The organism is Kribbella sp. NPDC023855 (assembly GCF_040639475.1).
Lineage (GTDB): Bacteria > Actinomycetota > Actinomycetes > Propionibacteriales > Kribbellaceae > Kribbella.
Genome location: NZ_JBFAAA010000004.1, coordinates 343,346 through 363,681, shown reverse-complemented (window position 1 = coordinate 363,681; position 20,336 = coordinate 343,346). Strand labels below are relative to the sequence as shown.

Here is a 20,336-nt window from a genome sequence, read left to right as displayed (position 1 = left end):
GGAGATATCACCTTTCACTGGACCCGGCTACGACAGGTGGAGCGCTCTCTGCGGGTCCGAGCAAGAGCACTGAGGGGTTGGGAGAGAAGGTGTGGTCCAGCACAAGGCTGGCCGCACCGACCGCACCGACGTCCGCGCCGAGCGCAGTACCGGTGACGGCCAAGGGGTGCACCGAGCGGACCAGGAACCGCTCGACCAGGGCTGCCCGGACCGTGTCGTCGAAAAAGGGGGCGAGCTGGTCCCAGTGCGGGCCGCCGAAGACGATGCGCTCCAGGTCGAGCAGGTTCGCGATGTCCTCGACCACCTTGACGATCCGGTCCACCAGCGAGACGACCAGCTCGCGGGCCACGCCCGGACCGGCCGCGGCCTGACTGCACAGCTCGGCGAACCCGAGGTCGACGGCCTGCCGGTCGTCGAGATCGATGCCTTTGGCAAGTACTCCGGCCTGGACCGCCTGCTGGACCAGATAGCGCGGCTGGCTCGTCTCGCCGACGCAGCCGCGGCGTCCGCAGTAGCAGACCGGGCCGTCGGGGTCGACGATCACGTGGCCGATCTCGCCGACATTGCTGCTCGAACCGCGGACCACCTCGTCGCCGATCACCAGGCCGGCCCCGACGCCGGTGCCGAGGTAGAAGAAGACGAAGCTGCCGCGGCCGTTCGGCCCGCCGGCCCACTTCTCGGCCGAGGCCGCCGCGGTGACGTCCTTGTCCAGCAGGACCGGCAGACCGGTGCGCACGCGAAGGGCGTCGCGCAGCGGGACGAGGTGCCAGGCGGCCAGGTTCGGCGGGTCGACAACGACACCACGCTCGACGTCGATCGGTCCGGGCGCCGCGATACCCACGCCGACCACGCGTTCCCGCGGCGCGCCGGCTTCGGCGATCACGCGTTCGACCGTGGCGGCGATCCCGGCGATCAACTCGTCCGGATCGTCCGACGCGGGCGTCTCGGCACGTTCGCGGACCACGACCTCTCCGGTCAGGTCGAGCACCACCGTCGTGACCACCGCCGGATCGAGGTGCACGCCGACGGCGTACTGGCCGGTGGGTTCCAACTCGAGCAGGGTGCGGGGTTTGCCGAGACCGGCGCCCTTCTGCCGGCCGGCTTCGCGGACCAGGCCGGCGTCGAGCAGCCGGCGGGTGATGTTGGAGATGGCCTGGCCGGACAGTCCGGTGGCGGCCGCGATCTCGACCCGGCTCAGGCGTTGCTCGGCGCACCGGATCGCATCCAGCACGACCGTGTCGTTGAAGCCGCCCACCCGATCCAGGTTCGTACCCCGGCGTACCACTGCCGGTGGCCCGTCGCTGCTCACCACTCCCCCATCCATACCGTGCCGGTGCCGGCGCGCCACCTGGCCGGCGTCGTGTTCACCAGCCAGTCGAGCGGCTCGATCCCACCGTCCGCGGCGTCGCCACCACTGAGCGCCAACCGTATACCGTGGCCAAGATCGCGGTCCGTCCGCGCCGTCCGCGCGGCCGGATCGACGGAGACGAACAGCGCGCTTCCCGATCTGGCGATCAGGTCGAGGAACTGCCGGTTCAGCTCCCAGGGCGTTTGCGGCGTACAGGGCACGCAGTCGGCGTCGAGGGTGAAGAATCGGCGGTGCTGTGGCAGGCGGAAGGCGAGCGAGTTGATGCCCATCTTGCGGGTTCGCTCCCAGTCGCGGCCGGAGGTGTCGTCGCCCGTGCGCTGGACGTCGACCAGGCCGGCCGCGAGGTGGCCCACCGTGTTGCAGCCGATCAGTACGAGGTCGTCGGCGGCCGCGCGGATTTCGCCGTACAGGTCGAGGATGACCTCGGCGGTCGTGCGGGTGGGATCGTGGAACTGCCAGCCGTCGTCGGTCAGGCGGGCGCCCATCGCGGGGCCGAAGCGGCCGAACAGGTCGTAGGTGCTGAAGTCGTGCTTGACCAGCTCGAACCCCCAGTCCTTGAAGCGGCGCAGGTCCGCCCGGATCAGGTCGAGAACTTCCGGGTACGTCGGGTCGAGGGCGCGGCCGGTTCCGTCGTACTGGCCGGGGCGGGCCCAGGGGCCGGGCTCACGGGAGAGGAGCGGGCGGAACCAGAGGCCTGGGCGGGCGCCGATCTCCTTGATGGCTGCGGCGGTGTGAGCCATGTCGTCGAAGAGGCCTGGGATGCCGCTGTCCCAGGGGCCGCCGGAGCCGTTGCCGCCGGGATTCCAGCCGTCGTCCACGACGCTGAACGGCTTCACCGGATGACCGTCGGCTAGCTCGACCACGGTGGCGGCGTCTTGGAGCACCGCCTTCTCGTCGAAGCCCTCGCCGTAGGCGTAGTACCAGTTGTTGGCGCCGACTACTGGGCCGATGTCCTTGAGGGTCACGTGCGAGCTCATCGCCTCGATGGCGGAGTGCAGGGTTAGCCACGGCGTACCGGCGTCTTCGAAGCGTCGTACGACGGCGGCTGTCAGCTCTCGGCCGCTGAGGTGGGTCGGGCCGCCGCCGTTGCGGAGGTCGAGCCAGAGCGTGAAGCCGGTCTGGTCGACGGTCCAGGAACAGAAGGCGCCGGGGTGGACGTCGACACCGGCGCCGAACGTTGCTCCGGTCTTCTCGTCGTGGCCGAGCCAGTACCACGGGAGCAGCCGGTCGGGCTGGAGATGGCGCCACTGGAGATCGCCGTAGGACCGTTCCCACGCGTCACCGAGGACGAGGGCGTGCGCTGGAACGGGCTCGTCCCACCGCAGAACCACCCGAGCCACCCCGCCGGAGGCGGCAACCAGAACCGCGCTGCCTTCGGCAGCGGAGGTGGTGGTGCTGGAGCGCGGGGGCGCCTCTGTCCAGCGGACCTCGATGCCGGGGGCTGTCCAGCGCGTAGGCGAGGTAGGCCCCGCGGGACGGAGTGCGTCTGCGGGGTTGAGCTGGAAGAAGACCTGGGTGGGTGCTCTCACGGAAGGGAGCTTAGCGGACTTAGTCCAGGGAGTTGATTAATAGGTCTACCGCGGTGACCAGGCGGTCGACGTCGGACTGGTTCGTGTACGGCGCCATTCCCGCGCGTACCGCTCCTCCGTCACCCAGCCCGAGACGCCGGGACGCCTCGAGTGCGTAGAAGGATCCCGCCGGAGCGTTAACTCCCGACTCGGCCAGCTTGGCGGCCACCACCTTCGAATCCACGCCGTCGACGGAGAACAACACCGTCGACGTACGCCGCTTCGCGTGACCGTGGAGCGTCACTCCCCCGATCTCACTCAGCCTCGTCTCCAGCTCCGACCTCAACCCGTCCTCGTAGTCCTCCAGCAACGCCAGCGAGCTCAGCAACCGCGCCCTCCGGCTCTCCCCCGTGCCCCCGAGTCCGGCCAGGAAGTCGACCGCGGCCGTAGTACCGGCGAGCAACTCGTACGGCAGCGTCCCGAACTCGAACCGCTCCGGCACCACATCACTTGCCGGAAGCAACTTGTCGGGCCGCAGTCCTTCGAGCCGTTCGGGTGAGGCCGAGAGCACGCCGCAGTGCGGTCCGAAGAACTTGTACGGCGAACAGACGTAGAAGTCCGCGAAGCGCGCGTCCACCGGCGAATGCGGAGTCAGGTGCACCCCGTCGACGTACACCAAGGCGCCAGCCTCGTGGACGAGTTTCGCGATGGCTTCGACGTCCGGCTTGGTTCCCAGCAGGTTGGACGCCGCGGTGACGGCGACCAGGCGGGTCCGCGACGAGAGCAGCGGCGCGATGTCGTCGAGCTCCGACGTGTCCGGATCGAAGTCCAGCCAGCGGACCGTCGCGCCGACCGCCTCGGCCGCCTGCACCCAGGGCCGGATGTTCGCGTCGTGGTCCAGCCGGGTCACGATCACCTCGTCACCGGGACCCCAATCCTTGGCGAGCGTACGGGCGAAGTCGTACGTCAGCTGGGTCATGCTTCGGCCGAAGACGATGCCCCGCGGATCGGTGCCCAGCAGGTCCGCCATCGCCTGGCGAGCATCGAGCACGATGCCGTCCGCCCGCCGCTCGGCGGCGGTCACCTGCCCGCGATTCGCCAGCGCCGACACCATCGTCGTCGCGACCGCGTCGGCCACCACCTGCGGCGTCTGCGAACCGCCCGGTCCATCGAAATGCGCCGCCCCCTCACCCAACGCCGGGAACTGCTTGCGGACTGCTTCCACGTCAAAACCCATGCCCACCATCCTGTCACCCGGGCCGCTGCCCAATTGCGGGCAGGATGAGGAAATTGTCGGCGGCATGCTGCAGGATGTCAGGAGTGAGAACCCTTGCGACTCCTGACAGGCCGCCGGTGCGCGCCTGGCTCCCGGTGATGCTGTCCCTCGGCGCGATCTGGGGCTGCAGCTTCCTGTTCATCTCGATCGGCGTGCGCGAGCTGCACCCGGCGTACCTGGCGCTCGGCCGGGTGATCGCGGGCACGCTCGTCCTGCTCGCGGTGCTGCTGGTCAAGCGCGAGTCGTTACCGCGGTCGCCCCGGATCTGGGCCTACAGCTTCGTCGCCGGCCTGATCGGCTCGGCCGTCCCCTGGACCTTGTTCGGGTACGGCGAACAGCGCATCCCCTCCTTGCTGGCCGGCATCTGGAACGGGATCACCCCGCTGGTCGTGCTACCCATCGCCGTACTGGCATTCCGGACCGAGAGGTTCACCCTGCAACGCGTGCTCGGCCTGCTGATCGGCTTCCTCGGCATGATGGTCGTGCTCGGCGCCTGGCAGTTGCACGGCGGCTCGGACCTGGTCGGCCAGCTGTTCTGCATGGCGGCCGCGGTGTCGTACGGCATCGCCATCCCGTTCCAGAAGAAGTTCCTGGCCGGCAGCAAGCTGTCCGGTACGTCGTTGTCGGCGGCCTTGCTGCTCTGCTCGACCGTTCAGCTCGCGATCGCCGCGCCGATCGTGTCCGGCCAGGCACCACCGGCCCCGTGGTCGCTCTCACTCAAAGCGATCGGCAGCGTCGTCGCCCTCGGCGCGCTCGGCAGCGGCATCGCCTTCGTGCTGAACCTGCGGATGATCCGGCTGGTCGGCGCGAGCATGAGCTCGATGGTCACCTACATCATGCCGATCTTCGCGATCCTCGCCGGCGTCATCGTCCTGCAGGAGCGCCTCACCTGGTACCAGCCGGTCGGCGCGGTGATCGTGCTGCTCGGGGTCGCGGTTTCCCAGGGAGTCCTCAGGACGCTCCGCCCGGCGGCACCGCTAGGCGCCGCGGGACCTGCGGAGGTTGGGGATCGAGGCGACGACGACGGCCACCAGGGCGAGCAGCGTGCCCGCGACGACCGGGAGCGTGACGGGCTGGTCGGACGCCGGTACGAAGAGATCGAGAAACAGGCTGGCGATCAACTGGCCGGCGATGGTGCCAAGGCCTAGCAGGAAGACGCCGACCACCCGGACGACAGCGGCGGCCGCGCTGATGAACACGACGCCGCACAGGCCACCCAGGTAGAGCCAGGGGTCGGACGGCAGGCTGTTCGGAGCGCCACGCACGATCAGGTCGACCCCGAAGACGACCAGGAGCGCGACAAAGCCGACCAGGAAGTTGATGACTCCGGCGGCTATGGCTCCCGACGCGTCCAGCGCCGCAGTACGGGCGACTCGGCCGTTGACGGCCTGCTGCACCGCAGTGAAGACACCTCCGATAGCTGGGAGAACTGCGAGCAGTAGGCCGGACGGGTGGTTCAAACGATCCGACACCGCCAGTACTACGGCCACCACGGCCACCACTGCGCCCACGATCCGCAGCGGCGTGTAGGGCTGAGGCCCGGCCGGCCCAAAGCCCACCCGGTCCACTACCAGGCTGCTGACCGCCTGTCCGGCCACCACGGCGACGATGAACACGGCGACACCGATCACTGACACAGTGACCGACTGGACCGCGACCAGGAACGCGCCGGCGAGACCGCCGATGCACTGCCACCACCTGAGCAGCCCATTCCCGTCCGACGGTGTCTTGATCGTCCGCCAGACCCTGCCCACCGAGTGACGGATCGGCGGGATCACCGCGCAGCCGATCAGCAACACCACCAGCCCGCTGCCGAACGAGATGAGGGCGGCCGGAATGCCGTCGCCCAGCTCACGGCCGAGCTGCCCGTTCAGCCGCGACTGGATCGCGAACAGCATGCCGATGCCGAAGGCGGCGGTGAGCCCGATGAGGTGGTGCTGCTGCGCGCTCCGGGGAGGACGGGTTTCCGTGGTCGTCACGCCTCTATCATGACCGTTCGGCTGGATGCACCTGACAGGCGGTCCACCTATTGGCGCCGGATGAGGGCCAGGTACATCGCGTCCGTGCCGTGCACATGCGGCCACAGCTGGACATCCGGCCCTTCACCCAGCGACGGTACGCCGGGCAGGAGCTCGCGGGCATCCTCCAGCACCGCATCCGAGCGCTGAGCCAGTACTGCGTCCACCACCGCGCGGGTCTCCTGCAGATGCGGAGTACACGTCACGTAGGCCACCACACCGCCCTTGCGGACAGAGGTGATCGCTGAGTCGAGCAGTCGCTCCTGCAGCGGCCGCAACTCGGCCACGTCCTCCGCAGTACGACGCCAGCGCGCCTCCGGGCGTCGCCGCAACGCACCCAGCCCGCTGCAAGGGACATCTGCCAGGACCCGGTCGTAGGAGCCCTCAGGCCACGTCGGCTTGGTGCCGTCGCCGACCAGCACCCGGTGATCTCCCGGTACTGCGCGCAGGTTCGCCCGGACCAGCTCAGCCCGGTGCGGCAGCGGCTCGACCGCCGTCAGCAGTGCGTCCCGCTGACTACCGATCGCTGCGAGCAACGCGGACTTGCCGCCGGGCCCAGCGCACAGGTCGAGCCACTGAGCGTCCGGACCTTCCAGCGGCGCCATAGCGAGCGCAGTAGCGACCAACTGCGACCCCTCGTCCTGCACTCCGGCCCGCCCCGAGGAGACGGCCGAGATGCGACCAGGGTCGCCACCACCCTGCAGCACAGCCGCATACGGCGAATAGCGCGCTCTGGTGGCTCCGGCCTCGATCAGGTCGTCCACCTCTGCCAGGCCGGGTCGTGCCACCAGGGTGACCCGCGGTGGCTCGTTGTCGGCGTCCAGGAGGTCGTCGAGCTCGTAGCCGTCGGTGTGGAGCGCGTCGGCGAACGCCTCGACGATCCAGCGTGGGTGAGCCTTCGCGATCGAGAGGAAGCCGAACAGGTCGTCGTCCGAGTGCGGCGCAATCGCCGCGATCCACTGGTCGAGGGTGCGTTGGCTGACCTTGCGCAGTACGGCGTTGACCAGGCCGCTGCGGCTCTGGCCGACCTCGGCGCGGGTCAGGGTGACCATCTCGTTGACGGCGGCGTAGGAGTCGACGCGCATCCGGAGCAGCTGGTGAGCGCCGAGGCGGAGCAGGTCGAGCAGCTCGGGGTCCAGCTCGGCCAAGGGGCGGGACACGCTGCCGGCAAGAATCGCGTCGTACGTGCCCTGCCAGCGCAGCGTGCCGTGCACGAGTTCGGTGCAGAACGCGGCGTCGCGGCCGCTCAGCCGCTGGTCGCGCAGCGCCTTGTTGAGGGCGAGGTTCGCGTAGCCGTCCTGCGACGAGACCTGCCGGATCACCTGGTAGGCGACCTGGCGAACCTTGTCGGGCCGCCGCTGCGGCGCCCGGTTCCGCGGGGTCCGGTCGCTCACTCTGCCGGGCCGAGGTGGTCGTCGGGCGTGATCCGCACGCCGCGGGCCCAGTCGGCCGCGGCCATCGGCTTCTTGCCTTGCGGCTGGACGGTGACGAGCTTCAGCGTCTTGCTGCCGGTACCGACCTCGACGGTCGACTTGGTGGTGCGCAACTCGCCGGGCTTCAGGTCCTCGTCCTCGGTCAGATCGACGTCGAGCACTTTCAGCCGCTCGCCGCGGAACGTCGTCCAGGCACCCGGCACCGGGTTGCAGCCACGGACCAGCCGGTCGACGCGCTGCGCCGGGGCGGTGAGATCCACCTCGGCGTCCTCAACGGTGATCTTCGGAGCAAGCGAGACACCGTCGGCCGGCTGCTCACGCGCTTGGAGGACGCCGGCTTCGATGCCGTCGAGGGTGTCGACGAGCAGTTTGGCGCCCGACTCGGACAGCCTGGCGAGCAGGTCACCGGCCGTGTCCTTCGGGCCGATCCGCTCCGTCAGTACGCCGTACACGGGACCCGCGTCGAGTGCTTTGACGATGCGGAACGTGCTGGCGCCGGTCACGTCGTCACCGGAGATGATCGAGTGCTGCACCGGTGCGGCACCCCGCCAGGCGGGCAGTACGGAGAAGTGCAGGTTGATCCAGCCGTGTGGCGGGATGTCCAGCGCGGCCTGCGGCAGGAGCCCGCCGTACGCGACGACGGGACAGCAGTCCGGCGCGATCTCGGTCAGTCGTGCGAGGAACTCGGGATCGCTCGGCTTGACCGGCTTGAGCACCTCGAGACCGAGCTCCTCGGCGTACTGCGCGACCGGTGAGGCGACCAGTTTGCGGCCGCGGCCCGCCGGTGCGTCCGGACGGGTGACGACGGCAACCAATTCATGGCCGCTGGCAACGATCGCGCGGAGCGCGGTGACGGCCACCTCGGGGGTGCCGGCGAAAACGACTCTCACAGTCCGAATCCGTTCATCGGGTGCGGCGAGACCTTGACCTGCGGCGGTCCGGACAGCCCGGACCACTCGGCTTCGCGGATCGCCTTCATCGCGGCCTTGCGGGTCACGGTGTCCAGCCGGTCGACGAACAGCACGCCGTCCAGGTGGTCGGTCTCGTGCTGGATGCAGCGGGCGAGCAGGTCCGAGCCCTCGATCACCACGGGATCGCCGTACATGTTGAAGCCCTTGGCGATGACGTTCAGCGCGCGTCGGCAGTCGAAGGTCAGGCCGGGGATGGACAGGCAGCCCTCGGGCCCGAACTGTTCCTCCGGCGACAGCTCCAGCTCGGGGTTGACCAGGTGGCCGAGCTCGCCGTCGACGAAGTACGTGAAGACGCGCAGGCCGACCCCGATCTGCGGCGCGGCCAGGCCGGAACCGGGCGCGGCCTGCATGGTGTCGGTGAGGTCCGCCACCAGCCGGCGCAACTCGGCGTCGAAGTCGACGACGGGGTCGGCCTTGGTGATCAGGACGGGATCGCCGAACAGGCGGATGGGTTGGACCGACACGCAAACTCCACAGCACTCACCGAAGGGGGACCCGGCAAGTCTAGTGGTCGGGGCCCGGGCGGCTCGCACACCGCCCGGCGTAGCGCTCAGCGACGGTCCCCCTCCACATTGTTGCCGCAAGCACGTACTGTGGTCTCAGGCGTACCAACAGTCACTACCGTCACACGCCCAACGGGAGACCACAATGCCCACAGCGACACGGGGGGCAGCCGGCCTGATCCTGCTCGGTGCCCTGCTCGCCCAGGCCCCACTGGCCGCGGCCCGCATACCTCAAGAGCCCTCGGGACCAGCCGAGCTACCGGCCACCGCCCCGGCAGCATCGACCGCTCCGACCGCAGAGCCGCCGGTGGCGAGGTCGTGGTCCGAGCTGGCGCGGCAGGTGATCCGGACCGCGCCGCACGCGCCGATGCTGCGGGCAACCACTCTCGCGGACCAGAGCAAGCAGGTGATGCGGTGCTTCAAACTCGAGACGGAGAACTACTGCCTCGGGCTGGGCTTCGTCGACAAGCTGCCCAGCGGCGCGCAGCTCAGTGAGCTGACCGCCAAGGCTGACAGCCGCGCTTCAGCTGATGCCGAAGGTGGGGACGCGAGCGCCGAGCAGGACATCGCGACCGGGGCGCTGACGCCGGCCGGGTTCGTCACCGCGCGGTCGGCGCTGCCGGACAGTCGGCGGCTCAACGCGGAGCTCGAGGAGATGCGGGCGGCCTGGGACGGCCGCGACAAGGCCCGCGCGCTGCGCGAACTCGAAGTACCAGCTGGTACTTCGGACCAGGTCGCGCCGACCCCGACACCGACCCCAACCACGACACCAACCACGACGCCGACCGTGACGCCGAGTGTGCCGGTGAAGACCACGCCTGCCTCGCCGGGTGTGCCGAAGCCGTCGACCTCCGCGCCCGTGGTGCAGCTGCCGTCGTCGTCGTACATCATGAAGGGCTATCAGACCTCGCAGGAGCGGGGCTACTGGTGCGGTCCGGCGACGTTCCAGTCGATCGACTGGGCGGACGACAAGCAGAAGGACACCCAGGCGTCCTGGGCCAAGGACCTCGGCTCGACGAGTTCCGGGACCGCGATCACCGCGATGGTCAAGCAGACCAACCTGAAGACCAACTGGGACCTCGCGGCCGGCAGCTACATCGTCCAGAGCGTCGGCCACTGGAACACCCAGAAGTTCTTCGCCGTCCACCGCAGCCACCTCGGCGACGGCAAGCCGGCGCCGATCATCGAGCACCCGCAACTGCTGAAGCGGTACTTCCCGTACCTCGCGTTCAACCACAGCGGGCACTTCCAGGTCGGTCGCGGGTACGACGCTCAGAAGGGAACGATCGCCATTTTCGAGGTGTTCAACGAGCGGCGCTTCAACAGCCGCGGCAACGTCACCCACGGGCCGAAGAACGTTCCGGCCTCGGCGTTGTTCAACGCCACCCTGGCCAACTCGTTCAAGAACATGGGTCTGTAGGCGAATGCGTCGTACACAGTTTCTGGCTCCGGTAGCAGCCGTAGCTGGGTTCGCCTTGCTCGCCAGCGCCTGCTCCTCCGACTCCCCCGAGAGCGCGCCGCCCAGCACCACCGCTCCCGGTACGCCGGGCGCGGGCTCGCCGTCGACCCCGGCCACGCCGGACGGTACGCCGACGTCGCCGAGCCCGAGTGTGCCGTCGCCCCCCGCCGGTCCGCCGACCTGGACCAAGATCCTGCAGCAGCCGGTCGACGGGCAGCACGTCGTGACCCAGCAGCGGAAGTACCTCGTCACTCGCAGCAGCGACGAGGCGGGCACCACGACAGTGACGGACCGGACGAGCAAGCGGGTCGTCGTGAAGCACGTCCCGCCGGCCGGGTTCGTCGCGCAATCGCCGGTGGTGATCGACGACCGCTGGGCGCTGATCGAGGACATCCGCGACAGCGGTCCGAGCCCGGAGATCCGCGCATACCGGTACGACCTGACGACCGGCAAGGGCATCGACCTGGCAACTCAGCCGGCGCTGCCCCGGATCTCCGAGCCGGAGATCGGAGCGGCCGGCGGGACCTTCGCCTACAGCAGCACCGATGCCAAACGCCGGTCCTGTCTGGTGATCGCCGAGCTCGCGACGCTGACGTCGCGCACGGTGAGCTGCGTGGCCGATCCGGGATACATCGCCGATCCGGTCGTCTCGGGCGATTCGGTGACCTTCAGCGAGATCACCGCGCCGGAAACCTCGCGCCGGTGCAAGCGGCTGCTGACCGTCGGGCTGACTGGAGGCGCTGCTGTCCGGCCAGTCGCGGCGGCGAAGAACTGCCTCCAATGGAGTGGCGCATCGTTGCGTGGGGCAACTGTCTGGTCGGAGGTCGGCCCGACGGATCCGGACCAGTACCAAAGCACCGCCTACGTCCGCGAGACAGCCGGCGGCCCGGCGCGCTCACTCGGCCCGATCGTCACCGACACGATCGTGCCGTGCGGCAACTGGATCCACTGGGAGGTGCGGTTGGTGACCGAAGGCGTGGAGCGCTTCCAGCTGCATCGCTGGCAACCCGGCATCGCCCGCCCGCAACGCATCTACGCCACTCCCCCGGACGCCGCCCTCACCCCACCCACCTGCCAGGACGGCACCCTCATCGTCGAGGTCGCCCACCTTGGCGCCGCCCGCAAATACACCGAAGCCCTCGCCGTCACCACCACCTGAAATTGCTGGGCCTCGGGGGCTGGCGTCAGATGGGGAGGCCGCGGGATTTCAGGTGGGTGTGGAGGGTGGGGGCGTCGGTGAAGACCTCGGCCTGCATGCCGACCGCACGGGCGGCGACGACGTTGGCCTCCTTGTCGTCGGTGTAGAAGGCCCGGGCGGGGTCTAGGTCGTAGCGCTCCAGCAGGATGCGGTAGATCTGCTCGCCGGGCTTGACCGTCCGCTCCGTACCGGAGACAACCTCCCCGGTGAACCCGGCCAGGATCGGGAACGCCTCCTTCGCAATCTCCCACTTCTCCGCCGAGAAGTTCGTCAACGCGTACGTCGGCACGCCCTGCGACCGGAGCTCGGTGACGATCTCGGCGGTCCCCTCGATCAGACCGTTGACCATCTGGAGCCAGCCGGTGTCGTAGGCCTCGATCCACTCAGCGTGCTCCGGGTGCAACGCGGTCAACTCGGCTACCGCCTCAGCCCAGGTCCGCCCGGCATCCTGCTGCTGGTTCCACTCGTGCGTCGCAACGTTGGTCAGAAAGTGCTCGCGCTGCGCGACATCCGGAATCAACTCCCGGTACAAATAATCCGGACTCCAGTCCAGCAACACCCCACCAATATCGAACACCACAACCTCAACCCTCGACTCACTCATACCGCCACCCTACGAAACGTCTGGTGCTGGGTTCATGCTGGTGTCTCGCACCCACCCGTACTCACCTTCCGGGCTGAAGCGTCGCACCCACCCGAACCTCTCGCGGCGCAACGCGCAGGCATCGCGAACCCGCGTCAGCGTGTGTTCGTGCTGGAGTCTCGCACCCACCCGTACTCACCTTCCGGGCTGAAGCGTCGCACCCACCCGAACCTCTCGCGGTACGACGCGCAGGCATCCCGAACCCGCGTCGGCGTGTTCCTGCTGGAGTCTCGCACCCACCCGCACCCGCCTTCCGGGCTGAAGCGTCGCACCCACCCGAACCCCTCGCGGTGCAACGCGCAGGCATCCCGAACCCGCGTCGACATGTTCCTGCCGGCGTTTGCACCCACCCGCGCCCGACTGGCGGTCGCCAGGCTTAGCTCACCCGGCGCGCCGGATCGATGCGACCGTTCTTCGGCGAGCCTGCGCGCCCCACGAGGGGTTCGGGCGGGCACGACGCTCGAGCCATCGCTGCCATCGCTCGGCTCCTGCGCATCGACGGGGCAGTTCGCCTGCATGCTGGTGGTTGCTGGCTACTGCTATCGCCGCCTCGGTTGATCAGGCTTGCTGGTTGGTGGTCGGGTTCATTGTCGGTCGGCGGGGTGGGTGCCTTGGTGGTCGACGATGAATTTGAAGCCGTGGCGGGTGGTCCATTCGAGGGTGTGGTTGTCGAGGCGGCGTACTTGCCAGCCGGCGTGGGTTTTGACCCGGTGGCTGAAGCGCCGGAGCGGGATGAGGTTGTCGGTGTTGGTTTGGCCGGGTGGGCCGTTGGGTGTGAAGGGTTGGATGTGGTCCAGGTCGGGGGTGCGGCTGGTGTCGGCGGTGCCGTAGACGAACTGTTCTGTGGGGTATTTGAGTTTGAGGTGTTCGCGGATTCGCTGGGGGATTTCGTAGGCGTCGACGCTGAGTTTGTCGTTGAGGTCGATGACGGGGCGGATGGTGATGTGGTTGTGGCCGGTGAGTTCGGCGAGCTGGGTGATGAGCATGGGTCCGTGGCCCTCGATGCGGGCGACGCCTTCGCCGGTGAGGAGGGTTTCGTCGGTGAGGTGGACGTAGAGCGTCGTTCCGCTGGCGTGCCGGCGGGTGGGTTTGTGGGTGGTGGGCTGTTGGGTGGCGGCTAGTTTGCCGATCAACCGGCGCAGCGCCTCGGGCTCGAGCCTGGATGTGTCTTCTTCGTTCGCCTCGCGCTGGCCGGGCTCCTGCCCCGGCTCCTGGTCCTGTTCCGGGTTCTCGGGGCCAGGTGTCTCGTCCCAGGGCCAGTGCACAGGCTGAGATCCCGGGCGCGGGTCCTGCTGCGCACGGTCGACGGACTCCGGCGGGGTCGTCGGCGCGACGCTGGGGGGTACAGCGATATCGGCGGTGGGCTGGAGTGCAGGAGCAGTGGGTTGGGACGCGGGGCCGGCGGGCTGGGGTGAGGGAGCGGGCGCGTGGCCAGGAGCGTGTGCAGACGCGGCAGGTTCCGGTGCGCACGGGGGCTCGGGTGGGCAGGCGGGAGCGGAGTCGGCGGCAGGTTGCGGCGTGCACTGGGGCTCGGGTGGGCAGGCGCGTGCGGAGTCGGCGGCAGGTTGCGGTGTGCACTGGGGCTCGGGCGGGTGGGCGGCAGCGGCTTCGGGCGGGGTGGTGTCGACTGCAGCGGGGGTGGATGTGGAGACGGGTGGGACTGGGTTGGGTAGGGCGGTGGGGGTGGATGTGGGTTCGGGCGGGAGGGGGTTGGGCGGGGTGGCGTCGGGCGGGACGGGGGTGGCGTCGGGCGGGACGGGGGTGGGCGGGACGGGGGTGGCGTCGGGCGGGACGGGGGCGGGTAGGGCGGTGTCGGGTGCGGCGGGGTCCTGTGGGGCGGTGTCGGCTGCGGTGGGTGGGGTGAGGTGGTGGGCGACTTTGAGGAGGTCGGTGGTTAGGGCGGGGTCGGCGATGAGGCCGATGGCGCGGGCTCGGCGGGCGTTGAGGGGGGAGGTGTCGCCGAGGGCGGCGAGGGCGTCGGCGAGTTGGTCGAGGGTGGCTTGGAAGCGGATGATGTCGCCGGTGGCGGCTTTGACGAACAAGGTGGTGGTGCCGAGGCCGTCGGTGCGGCCGGTCCAGACGCCTCGTTCGCGGGCGCGTTGTTCTGCCTGGGCGCTGGCGGCGATCGGGTCTGCTTCCCAGACGGCGGCTTTGACGATGTTGTGCAGGCGCAGCGGGCTGAGGGTGTTGACGATGGCGGCCACGCGCCGGTCGACGATGCCGGCTGCTTCTTCGGACAGGTCGCGGCAGGCTTGGGCGATGTTGCAGGCTTTCCAGGGGGTGGCGTGGCCGGATTCGACTTGTGCCCAGAGTCTGGGGAGGCGGTGGCGCAGTGCCAGGGCCTGGCCGATGTAGCGGGCGGCTGCGCAGGTGGAGCGGCCGGTGACGGCGCCGAACTCGGCGACCGCGAACTCGGCGACGGCGGGGCAGCCGGCGCCGCCGTAGACGCGGGTTTGTTCGCCGCCGGGGACGAGTTCGTGGTCGGAGATGGTGGCGGGGGCGGGGTGGAGGTCGGCGAAGTGCTGGCCGAGGCGGAGCAGCTGGACGTCGATGCGGTCGCGCAGCCCGGTCAGTTCGTCGGCCGCGGACAGGGTCTCCCGGGCCGTGTACTCACTGACATCGGATGCGAACATGTGTTCGATACTACTCTGTGTGATTGATCGATGCAAATCGCGATATGCCCGGGATCCCTTGCCTGTAAGGCGATGGAGGCCCGACGCCAACCAGGTGACGGGGCTGTGATCCCGGAGTGTCACCGCTCGGCGATAAGTCTGCGGTGGAAGCAGAAGGTTCGGGCAGGCACGAGCTTCAGCCTGCGATACGAGCACGGGTAGGGCGTACGAGCACGGGTACGCGACGGATGCCGCCAATCTATGAAACGCCCAGACACCCTATGAACCGGCAGGCCAGGCCCGTGTGCTGGGCGTTCGGGGCGTGGAGGGGGCGGAGGACTTGAGGTTCAGAGTATGGGGGCGCTTTCCTGGGAGTTGATTTCGGGAAGGTGAGGTCGTGGTGCAGGGAGTCCAGGTCCGAGCTGAGCGCCGCTTACACGCTGCCGTTCGCCGGACTGCTGATCGCCGGCGGGCGGCTCGGCGACATCTCGGGTGCAAACGCCTGTTCCGGATCGGGATCTCATCTTGTTGCCTTGGTCAACGAGTTCGAGGCTCGTGGCCTGGCTGGCCGGGCGTCTGTTGATCCCGAAGTACGGGGCTGGCGCCGTTCGGTGCCGGGTGCTGACGACGAGCGGTGTCTACCACGCGAGCATGATCGGCTGGCTGCTGTCGGCCGTCGGGATCAGCGGGGTGGGAGCTGGTGTGTTGACCACGTCCTTCTTCATCGCCGCGCTGCATCGTGTGCGGCCAGCTGAAACAGGCTCGGCGGTGGGTCTGCTCAACGCCGTCCAGCAACTCGGCGGTACGGTCGGCGTCGCGCTGCTGGGGACGGTCTTCCTCCACCGCCTCAGCTCCAGCCCGCCACACGCGGCGGCAGGGAGCGCGTTCTGGGCATCCCTCGCCCTGATCGCCGCCGCGGCGGCCGCGGCGGCCTTCATGAATCCGCGATTGATCACGCCGGTACTTCGTCCTCGGCCCGGGCGTTCGCCTCGGCGCGGGCGTGCAGCGCCGGAGCGAGGGCGAGTTGGCCGAGGAAGAGGATGACGCCCAGGGCGGCGCAGGCTAGCCAGACGGTCGCTCCGCCGAAGTGTTCGAGAGCGTTGGTGCCGAGCAATGGCCCGATGACGCTGCCGAGGCCGAAGGACATGCTGCCGGCCAGGCCGAGGTAGCCGCCGCGGAGGTCGATCGGGGCGAGGTCGGCGAGCACCGCGCCGATCACGGCTGCGAAGCCGATTTCGCCAATTGTCCAGACCACGACAGACAGCCCGTATCCCCACCAACTGTCCACAACAGCGCCCAGGCCGAAACCCAGGCCGACCACCAGCATCGAGCAGGCCAGCAGCTTCGGGCGATCGAGGGCCGCCAGGCGCCGGTTGACGAACGGCTGCACCAGGACGATGACCACACCGTTCAGAGCGATCACCAAGCCGTACGTCGACGACGGCAAGCCGTCGCCGGCCATTGCCAGCGGCAACGTCGAGTAGCCCTGGAAGTAGATCGTTGCGTAGCCGATCTGGAGCAGGATCATCAGCAGGAAGGTGGAGTCTCGCAAGGCGACCGGCAGCAGCGGCCGACGCGGTCCGTCGTCGAGCACCGGTCGGGTCTCGGGCACCATTCGCCAGATCACCAGCGCGGCGACGACCGACGTAGTGGCGTTGATCCAGAACAGCCAGTTGTAGCCGATGCTTGCCAGTACGCCGGCGCTGACGGTGGAGACCGAGAAGCCGAGGTTGATCGCCCAGAACAACAGTCCGTAGGCGCGAACGCGTTCCCGCGGCTGGAGCAGGTCGGCCACCGTCGCCTGGACCGCAGGCCGGAACAGGTCGCCCATCAGGCCGACCACGAACGCCGCCGCCCAGATCGTCACCATCGAGCGAGCCGAACCCAAGAGGATCAGCGCGGCCGCAGTACCGAGGAAGCCGATCAGCATCGTGCGGCGGCGACCGAACCGGTCGGACAGCCAGCCGCCGACCAGCTGCGACACCACCGACCCCGCGCCGACCGCGGCCACCACCGCACCCGCAGTACCGGCTGAGAGGTGACGCTCCTGGGTCAGGTAGAGGACGAGGAAGGGCTGGACGAAACTGCCGAGCCGGTTGATCAGCTGGCAGACCCACAGAGCCCAGAAGGCGCGTGGCAGGCGTGGAGCATCGTTCATGGAAACCACCTTCAGGCCATCCGCCCGGTCTGTCGATCATTAGACCGTGGACTAATCCTTAGACCCGGCCGCTACCCCGGCCTTAAGGTTGTCCGGTGATCACCCTGCGGCTCAGCCCTGACGACCTGAGCCGGATCAGGTTCGCGTTCTCGCCGGTCTGGGAGACCGTGACGAGTATCCGGGCGCTGAGCAACAGTACGACGGGCAGCGTGCACGGACCGTGGCTGCGCAAGGTCCGCCCGTTGCTGGCGCAGCACGACCTTTCGTTGCTGAAGGCCCTCATCCCGCCGGTCAGCTACATCCCCGACTTCATCACCCCGGCGCCGCCGCGCCGCTCTACCAGCTTCGAATCGGGCCTGGCCGCGATCGCCGCCACTCCCCTGCCGCTGGTCGTCGACGAACTGACCCAGCTGCAGCAGGACACGCCACACCCCCTGCTGCCCGAGCTGATCGCCAACCCGGCCAAGGCGCTCGTCCGCATCACGACCGCGCTCGACGAGTACTGGCGGCTGGCGATCGAGCCCGACTGGGGCCGAATCCGGTCGCTGCTCCAGGAGGACCTCGCCTACCGGTTGGACGAGCTGTCCTGCGGCGGAGTGGCCGGGCTGCTCCGCAATCTCCACCCCTCGGTGACGTTCCGCGGCGACCGGATCGAGGTCGACAAGCCCTACTGCTGCGACGGCCAGCCGCTATCCGGCCAAGGCCTGTTGCTGATCCCCTGCGTGTTCACCTGGCCGACCACCCTGCAGATCACCGCTGCGCCGCATCTCCCAACGATGACCTACCCGCCGCGCGGGCTTGGCCGGCTCTGGGAGAGCCAGGAAGACCTCAGCGAGTCGCCGCTCGCCGATCTCGTCGGCAAGACCCGTGCCGCGATCGTCAGCCACCTCGACCTGCCGATGTCGACCACTCACCTCGCCCACCAGCTCGGTGTCTCCGCACCGACCCTGAGCGTGCACCTAAGCATCCTGCGCAACGCTGGCGTCGTCGACTCACGCCGGGACGGTCGCACGGTCCTCTACTCGCGCACCACCCTCGGCAACCACCTCCTGGCCGCCTCCCGCCCAGCAGCCCTCGCGACAGCCTGACAACTCACCCGAAGGACGCAGGGTCGACCTGCACCCGCACAGACCCCACCAGCTTCTTCGTACTACGAGCCGCCTGCCCCTCCTTGAGCGCCCGAGCCAGACTCGTCCCGGCCGCCCGCGGAGTCCGCACGACAGCCCTCGAGGTCTCGTCGTCGATCGCCACCGGCCCGAGAACGTCCAGCCCCGCTTGAGGATCCATCAACTGCCGCACCCGCGTCACCAGGTCGGACACGGCGTCGGTCGGCCCGGTCAGTTCGGCCAGCTTCGCCGCCGGCGCAAGCCGCGCAGTACGCCGCTCCTCCAGCTCGCGCGCCGCGAACCCCTCCGGGCTCCACCGAACCACCGCCTGCAACGGAGTCGCGGACGGCTCCCCCACCATGATCACTGCCCCGCCGTCGCGAGCAGACCGAACGAGAGCGGCCGCGTTGAACCACCGGCGCACCGCCTCTTCCGGCGCACGCAAATCCGGCCGGGCGAGCAACAACCAGGTGTCCAGCAACAATGCCGCGCTGTACCCGCCAGCGGCGACCGGCTCGGCACCCGGGGTCGTGACGATCAAGGCCGGCTGATCGGAAACGGAGTCCAGCATGTTGTCGCCACCCGAGGTCCGGACCAGTACTCCGGGGAAGGCGCGGCCGAGCTCCTCCGCAGTACGGCGGGCTCCGACGACGGCGGCGCGCATGCGGGTGTCACCACACTCCGGGCAGCGGTGATCCGCGGCCGGTCGGCCGCACACACTGCAACTCGGCGGCCCCGATCCGCCCGTACGACGGAGCGAACCGCCGCAGGTGGCACAGCGAGACGGCGCACGGCACGTCTGGCAGACCAGGCTTGGCAGATACCCAGCCCGCGGAACCTGGACCAGCACCGGCCCGGTCTTCAACCCCTCCCGCGCCACCTCAAAAGCCCGGTGCGGGAGCCGCGCTGCGCGAGCCGCCGGGTCGCGCGCGAGATCGGTGTCGGACTCCCCCGCGATGTGGACGGCCGGCGCGGCCGCGCGGATCACCGTGCGATCCGCGATCAGTTCGACCGCCCAACCCGACTCGATCAGCGCAGCAGTCTCGGCAGAGCGCGCGAAGCCGCCCAGCAACGCAGCACACTTCTGCCGGTACGCGCGCAGCAGGACCACCTCGCGCGCATGCGGATAGGGCGCGCGCGGCTCGGCGTACGAGTCGTCGCCGTCGTCCCACAAAGCCACCAGACCGAGGTCCGCGACGGGTGCGAAGGCTGCGGCGCGCGTGCCGATCACCACCCGAGTGCAGCCGCGCAGGGCGGTAAGGAAGGCCCGGTACCGCGCGGTCGGACCCAGATCGGCGGAGAGCATGACAAACCCGTCCGGCCCGAGCACCGCAGTACAGGCTGCAGCGAGTCGCTCCAGGTCGCGTGCGTCTGGGGCGAGCAGCAGCGCGCCACGACCTGCCGAGGCACAAGCAGCTGCGGCCTGGGCGAAGGCCGTCGCCCAATCGGCCCCCGGTACTGTGGTCCAGATCGCGCGCGGCGCCTCGCCACGGGTCACCGCATCGAGGAACCCGGCAGCCAGCGGGTACGGCGCCCACTCGGAGCGCGAGGCCGACGTTGCCGGGCGGACCGGCTGGGTGCACTTCAGCGCCTCTGCTTCGACCTTCGCATGGCGTGGTGGCACCGCGAGGCGGGTCACGTCGGCGAAGACTCCGGCGTACCGGTCGGCGACGGCGCGGCAGAGATCGGCGACCTCGGGCGTCAGCACCTGCTCGGGCGAGACGACCTTGCGGATCCTAGCGAGCTTGCCCTCGTGCTCCGACGATTCCAGCCGCTCCAGGACGTACCCGTCGAGGTCCTTGCCGGCAAACCGCACCTTCACCCGTACGCCGGGCTGCGCCGCCTCGGCGAGATCGTCGGGCACCAGATAGTCGAACGGCCGGTCCAGGTGCGGCAGCGACACGTCGACCGCGATCCGGGCGACCGGCAGCGACGAAGTGATCCCGGCCGGCTCCTTGGTCCGCGAACGCCGAACGGTCTCGCGCAGCAGCGTCAGCTGCTCAGGTGAGTCCCCGTTCGATGCCACCCAGGAACTCTAGTCGGGGGAAACGACAAACCGCCCGCGACCATCCACAGGTCACG

Annotated in this window: 15 protein-coding genes and 1 pseudogene; 4 read left to right on the top strand and 12 right to left on the bottom strand. The window is 69.4% G+C overall.

Going from position 1 to position 20,336, the window contains the following annotated elements; all coding sequences use genetic code 11:
• Positions 1-7: 7 nt before the first annotated feature.
• The 3 genes from AB0F51_RS17005 to AB0F51_RS16995 are packed head-to-tail and all read right to left on the bottom strand — an operon-like array spanning position 8 to position 4,114.
• Entirely contained in the window at positions 8-1,309 is a 1,302-nt protein-coding gene (locus AB0F51_RS17005) for an ROK family transcriptional regulator (RefSeq protein ID WP_360280661.1), read from the bottom strand.
• Positions 1,306-2,898 carry a hypothetical protein gene (locus AB0F51_RS17000; RefSeq protein ID WP_360280658.1) on the bottom strand — a complete coding sequence of 531 codons (1,593 nt, stop codon included), beginning with the start codon at positions 2,896-2,898 and terminating at the stop codon, positions 1,306-1,308. The genes AB0F51_RS17005 and AB0F51_RS17000 overlap by 4 nt, the downstream gene beginning before the upstream one ends.
• Before the next feature lie 19 nt (positions 2,899-2,917).
• Entirely contained in the window at positions 2,918-4,114 is a 1,197-nt protein-coding gene (locus AB0F51_RS16995) for a cysteine desulfurase-like protein (RefSeq protein WP_360280656.1), read from the bottom strand.
• Between the two features lie 44 nt (positions 4,115-4,158).
• Between AB0F51_RS16995 and AB0F51_RS16990 the strand changes: the two are divergent.
• Positions 4,159-5,079 (top strand): annotated as a pseudogene (locus AB0F51_RS16990) (DMT family transporter); the annotation flags it as partial.
• A 51-nt stretch (positions 5,080-5,130) separates the two neighbouring features.
• Here the strand turns inward: AB0F51_RS16990 and AB0F51_RS16985 are convergent.
• The 4 genes from AB0F51_RS16985 to def are packed head-to-tail and all read right to left on the bottom strand — an operon-like array spanning position 5,131 to position 9,039.
• Positions 5,131-6,132: a DMT family transporter gene (locus AB0F51_RS16985; RefSeq protein WP_360280653.1), complete on the bottom strand. Its 1,002-nt coding sequence runs from the start codon at positions 6,130-6,132 to the stop codon at positions 5,131-5,133.
• Between the two features lie 47 nt (positions 6,133-6,179).
• Entirely contained in the window at positions 6,180-7,565 is a 1,386-nt protein-coding gene (locus tag AB0F51_RS16980; protein WP_360280650.1) for a transcription antitermination factor NusB, read from the bottom strand.
• The gene (gene fmt, locus AB0F51_RS16975; RefSeq protein ID WP_360280647.1) at positions 7,562-8,494 is read right to left on the bottom strand and encodes a methionyl-tRNA formyltransferase; all 933 of its coding nucleotides are present in this window, start codon (positions 8,492-8,494) and stop codon (positions 7,562-7,564) included. The genes AB0F51_RS16980 and fmt overlap by 4 nt, the downstream gene beginning before the upstream one ends.
• Positions 8,491-9,039: a peptide deformylase gene (gene def, locus AB0F51_RS16970; protein WP_360280644.1), complete on the bottom strand. Its 549-nt coding sequence runs from the start codon at positions 9,037-9,039 to the stop codon at positions 8,491-8,493. Before def ends, fmt begins: the two co-directional genes overlap by 4 nt.
• A 184-nt stretch (positions 9,040-9,223) precedes the next feature.
• Between def and AB0F51_RS16965 the strand changes: the two genes are divergently transcribed.
• Positions 9,224-10,498, top strand: coding sequence for a C39 family peptidase (locus tag AB0F51_RS16965; RefSeq protein WP_360280641.1), 1,275 nt, complete (start codon positions 9,224-9,226; stop codon positions 10,496-10,498).
• Positions 10,499-10,502: 4 nt separating this feature from the next.
• Positions 10,503-11,696 (top strand): hypothetical protein, encoded by a 1,194-nt coding sequence (locus AB0F51_RS16960; protein WP_360280638.1) that lies wholly within the window; start codon positions 10,503-10,505, stop codon positions 11,694-11,696.
• A 25-nt stretch (positions 11,697-11,721) separates the two neighbouring features.
• Here AB0F51_RS16960 and AB0F51_RS16955 read toward each other — a convergent pair whose 3' ends face one another.
• The 4 genes from AB0F51_RS16955 to AB0F51_RS16940 form a co-directional block, all read right to left on the bottom strand.
• Positions 11,722-12,339 (bottom strand): HAD family phosphatase, encoded by a 618-nt coding sequence (locus tag AB0F51_RS16955; protein WP_360280635.1) that lies wholly within the window; start codon positions 12,337-12,339, stop codon positions 11,722-11,724.
• Between the two features lie 623 nt (positions 12,340-12,962).
• The gene (locus tag AB0F51_RS16950; protein WP_360280632.1) at positions 12,963-15,011 is read right to left on the bottom strand and encodes a DUF222 domain-containing protein; all 2,049 of its coding nucleotides are present in this window, start codon (positions 15,009-15,011) and stop codon (positions 12,963-12,965) included.
• 617 nt (positions 15,012-15,628) lie between these two features.
• Complete coding sequence (locus AB0F51_RS16945; RefSeq protein WP_360280629.1) at positions 15,629-15,946, bottom strand: hypothetical protein; 318 nt, start codon at positions 15,944-15,946, stop codon at positions 15,629-15,631.
• Positions 15,943-17,148, bottom strand: a complete 1,206-nt coding sequence (locus AB0F51_RS16940; protein ID WP_360280626.1) for an MFS transporter — start codon at positions 17,146-17,148, stop codon at positions 15,943-15,945. Before AB0F51_RS16940 ends, AB0F51_RS16945 begins: the two co-directional genes overlap by 4 nt.
• 95 nt (positions 17,149-17,243) lie before the next feature.
• Here AB0F51_RS16940 and AB0F51_RS16935 point away from each other — a divergent pair, with 95 nt between their 5' ends.
• Complete coding sequence (locus AB0F51_RS16935) at positions 17,244-18,236, top strand: DUF5937 family protein (protein ID WP_360280623.1); 993 nt, start codon at positions 17,244-17,246, stop codon at positions 18,234-18,236.
• 4 nt (positions 18,237-18,240) lie between these two features.
• Here AB0F51_RS16935 and AB0F51_RS16930 read toward each other — a convergent pair whose 3' ends face one another.
• A complete protein-coding gene (locus AB0F51_RS16930; RefSeq protein ID WP_360280620.1) occupies positions 18,241-20,280 on the bottom strand; it encodes a primosomal protein N' in 2,040 nt (679 codons plus the stop codon).
• Positions 20,281-20,336 lie beyond the last annotated feature (56 nt).

Coding starts and splice junctions, on each gene's coding strand:
- AB0F51_RS16995 (WP_360280656.1), bottom strand. CDS start 4,114: ATGGGTTTTGACGTGGAAGCAGTCCGCAAGCAGTTCCCGGCGTTGGGT.
- AB0F51_RS16965 (WP_360280641.1), top strand. CDS start 9,224: ATGCCCACAGCGACACGGGGGGCAGCCGGCCTGATCCTGCTCGGTGCC.
- AB0F51_RS16960 (WP_360280638.1), top strand. CDS start 10,503: ATGCGTCGTACACAGTTTCTGGCTCCGGTAGCAGCCGTAGCTGGGTTC.
- AB0F51_RS16955 (WP_360280635.1), bottom strand. CDS start 12,339: ATGAGTGAGTCGAGGGTTGAGGTTGTGGTGTTCGATATTGGTGGGGTG.
- AB0F51_RS16950 (WP_360280632.1), bottom strand. CDS start 15,011: ATGTTCGCATCCGATGTCAGTGAGTACACGGCCCGGGAGACCCTGTCC.
- AB0F51_RS16940 (WP_360280626.1), bottom strand. CDS start 17,148: ATGAACGATGCTCCACGCCTGCCACGCGCCTTCTGGGCTCTGTGGGTC.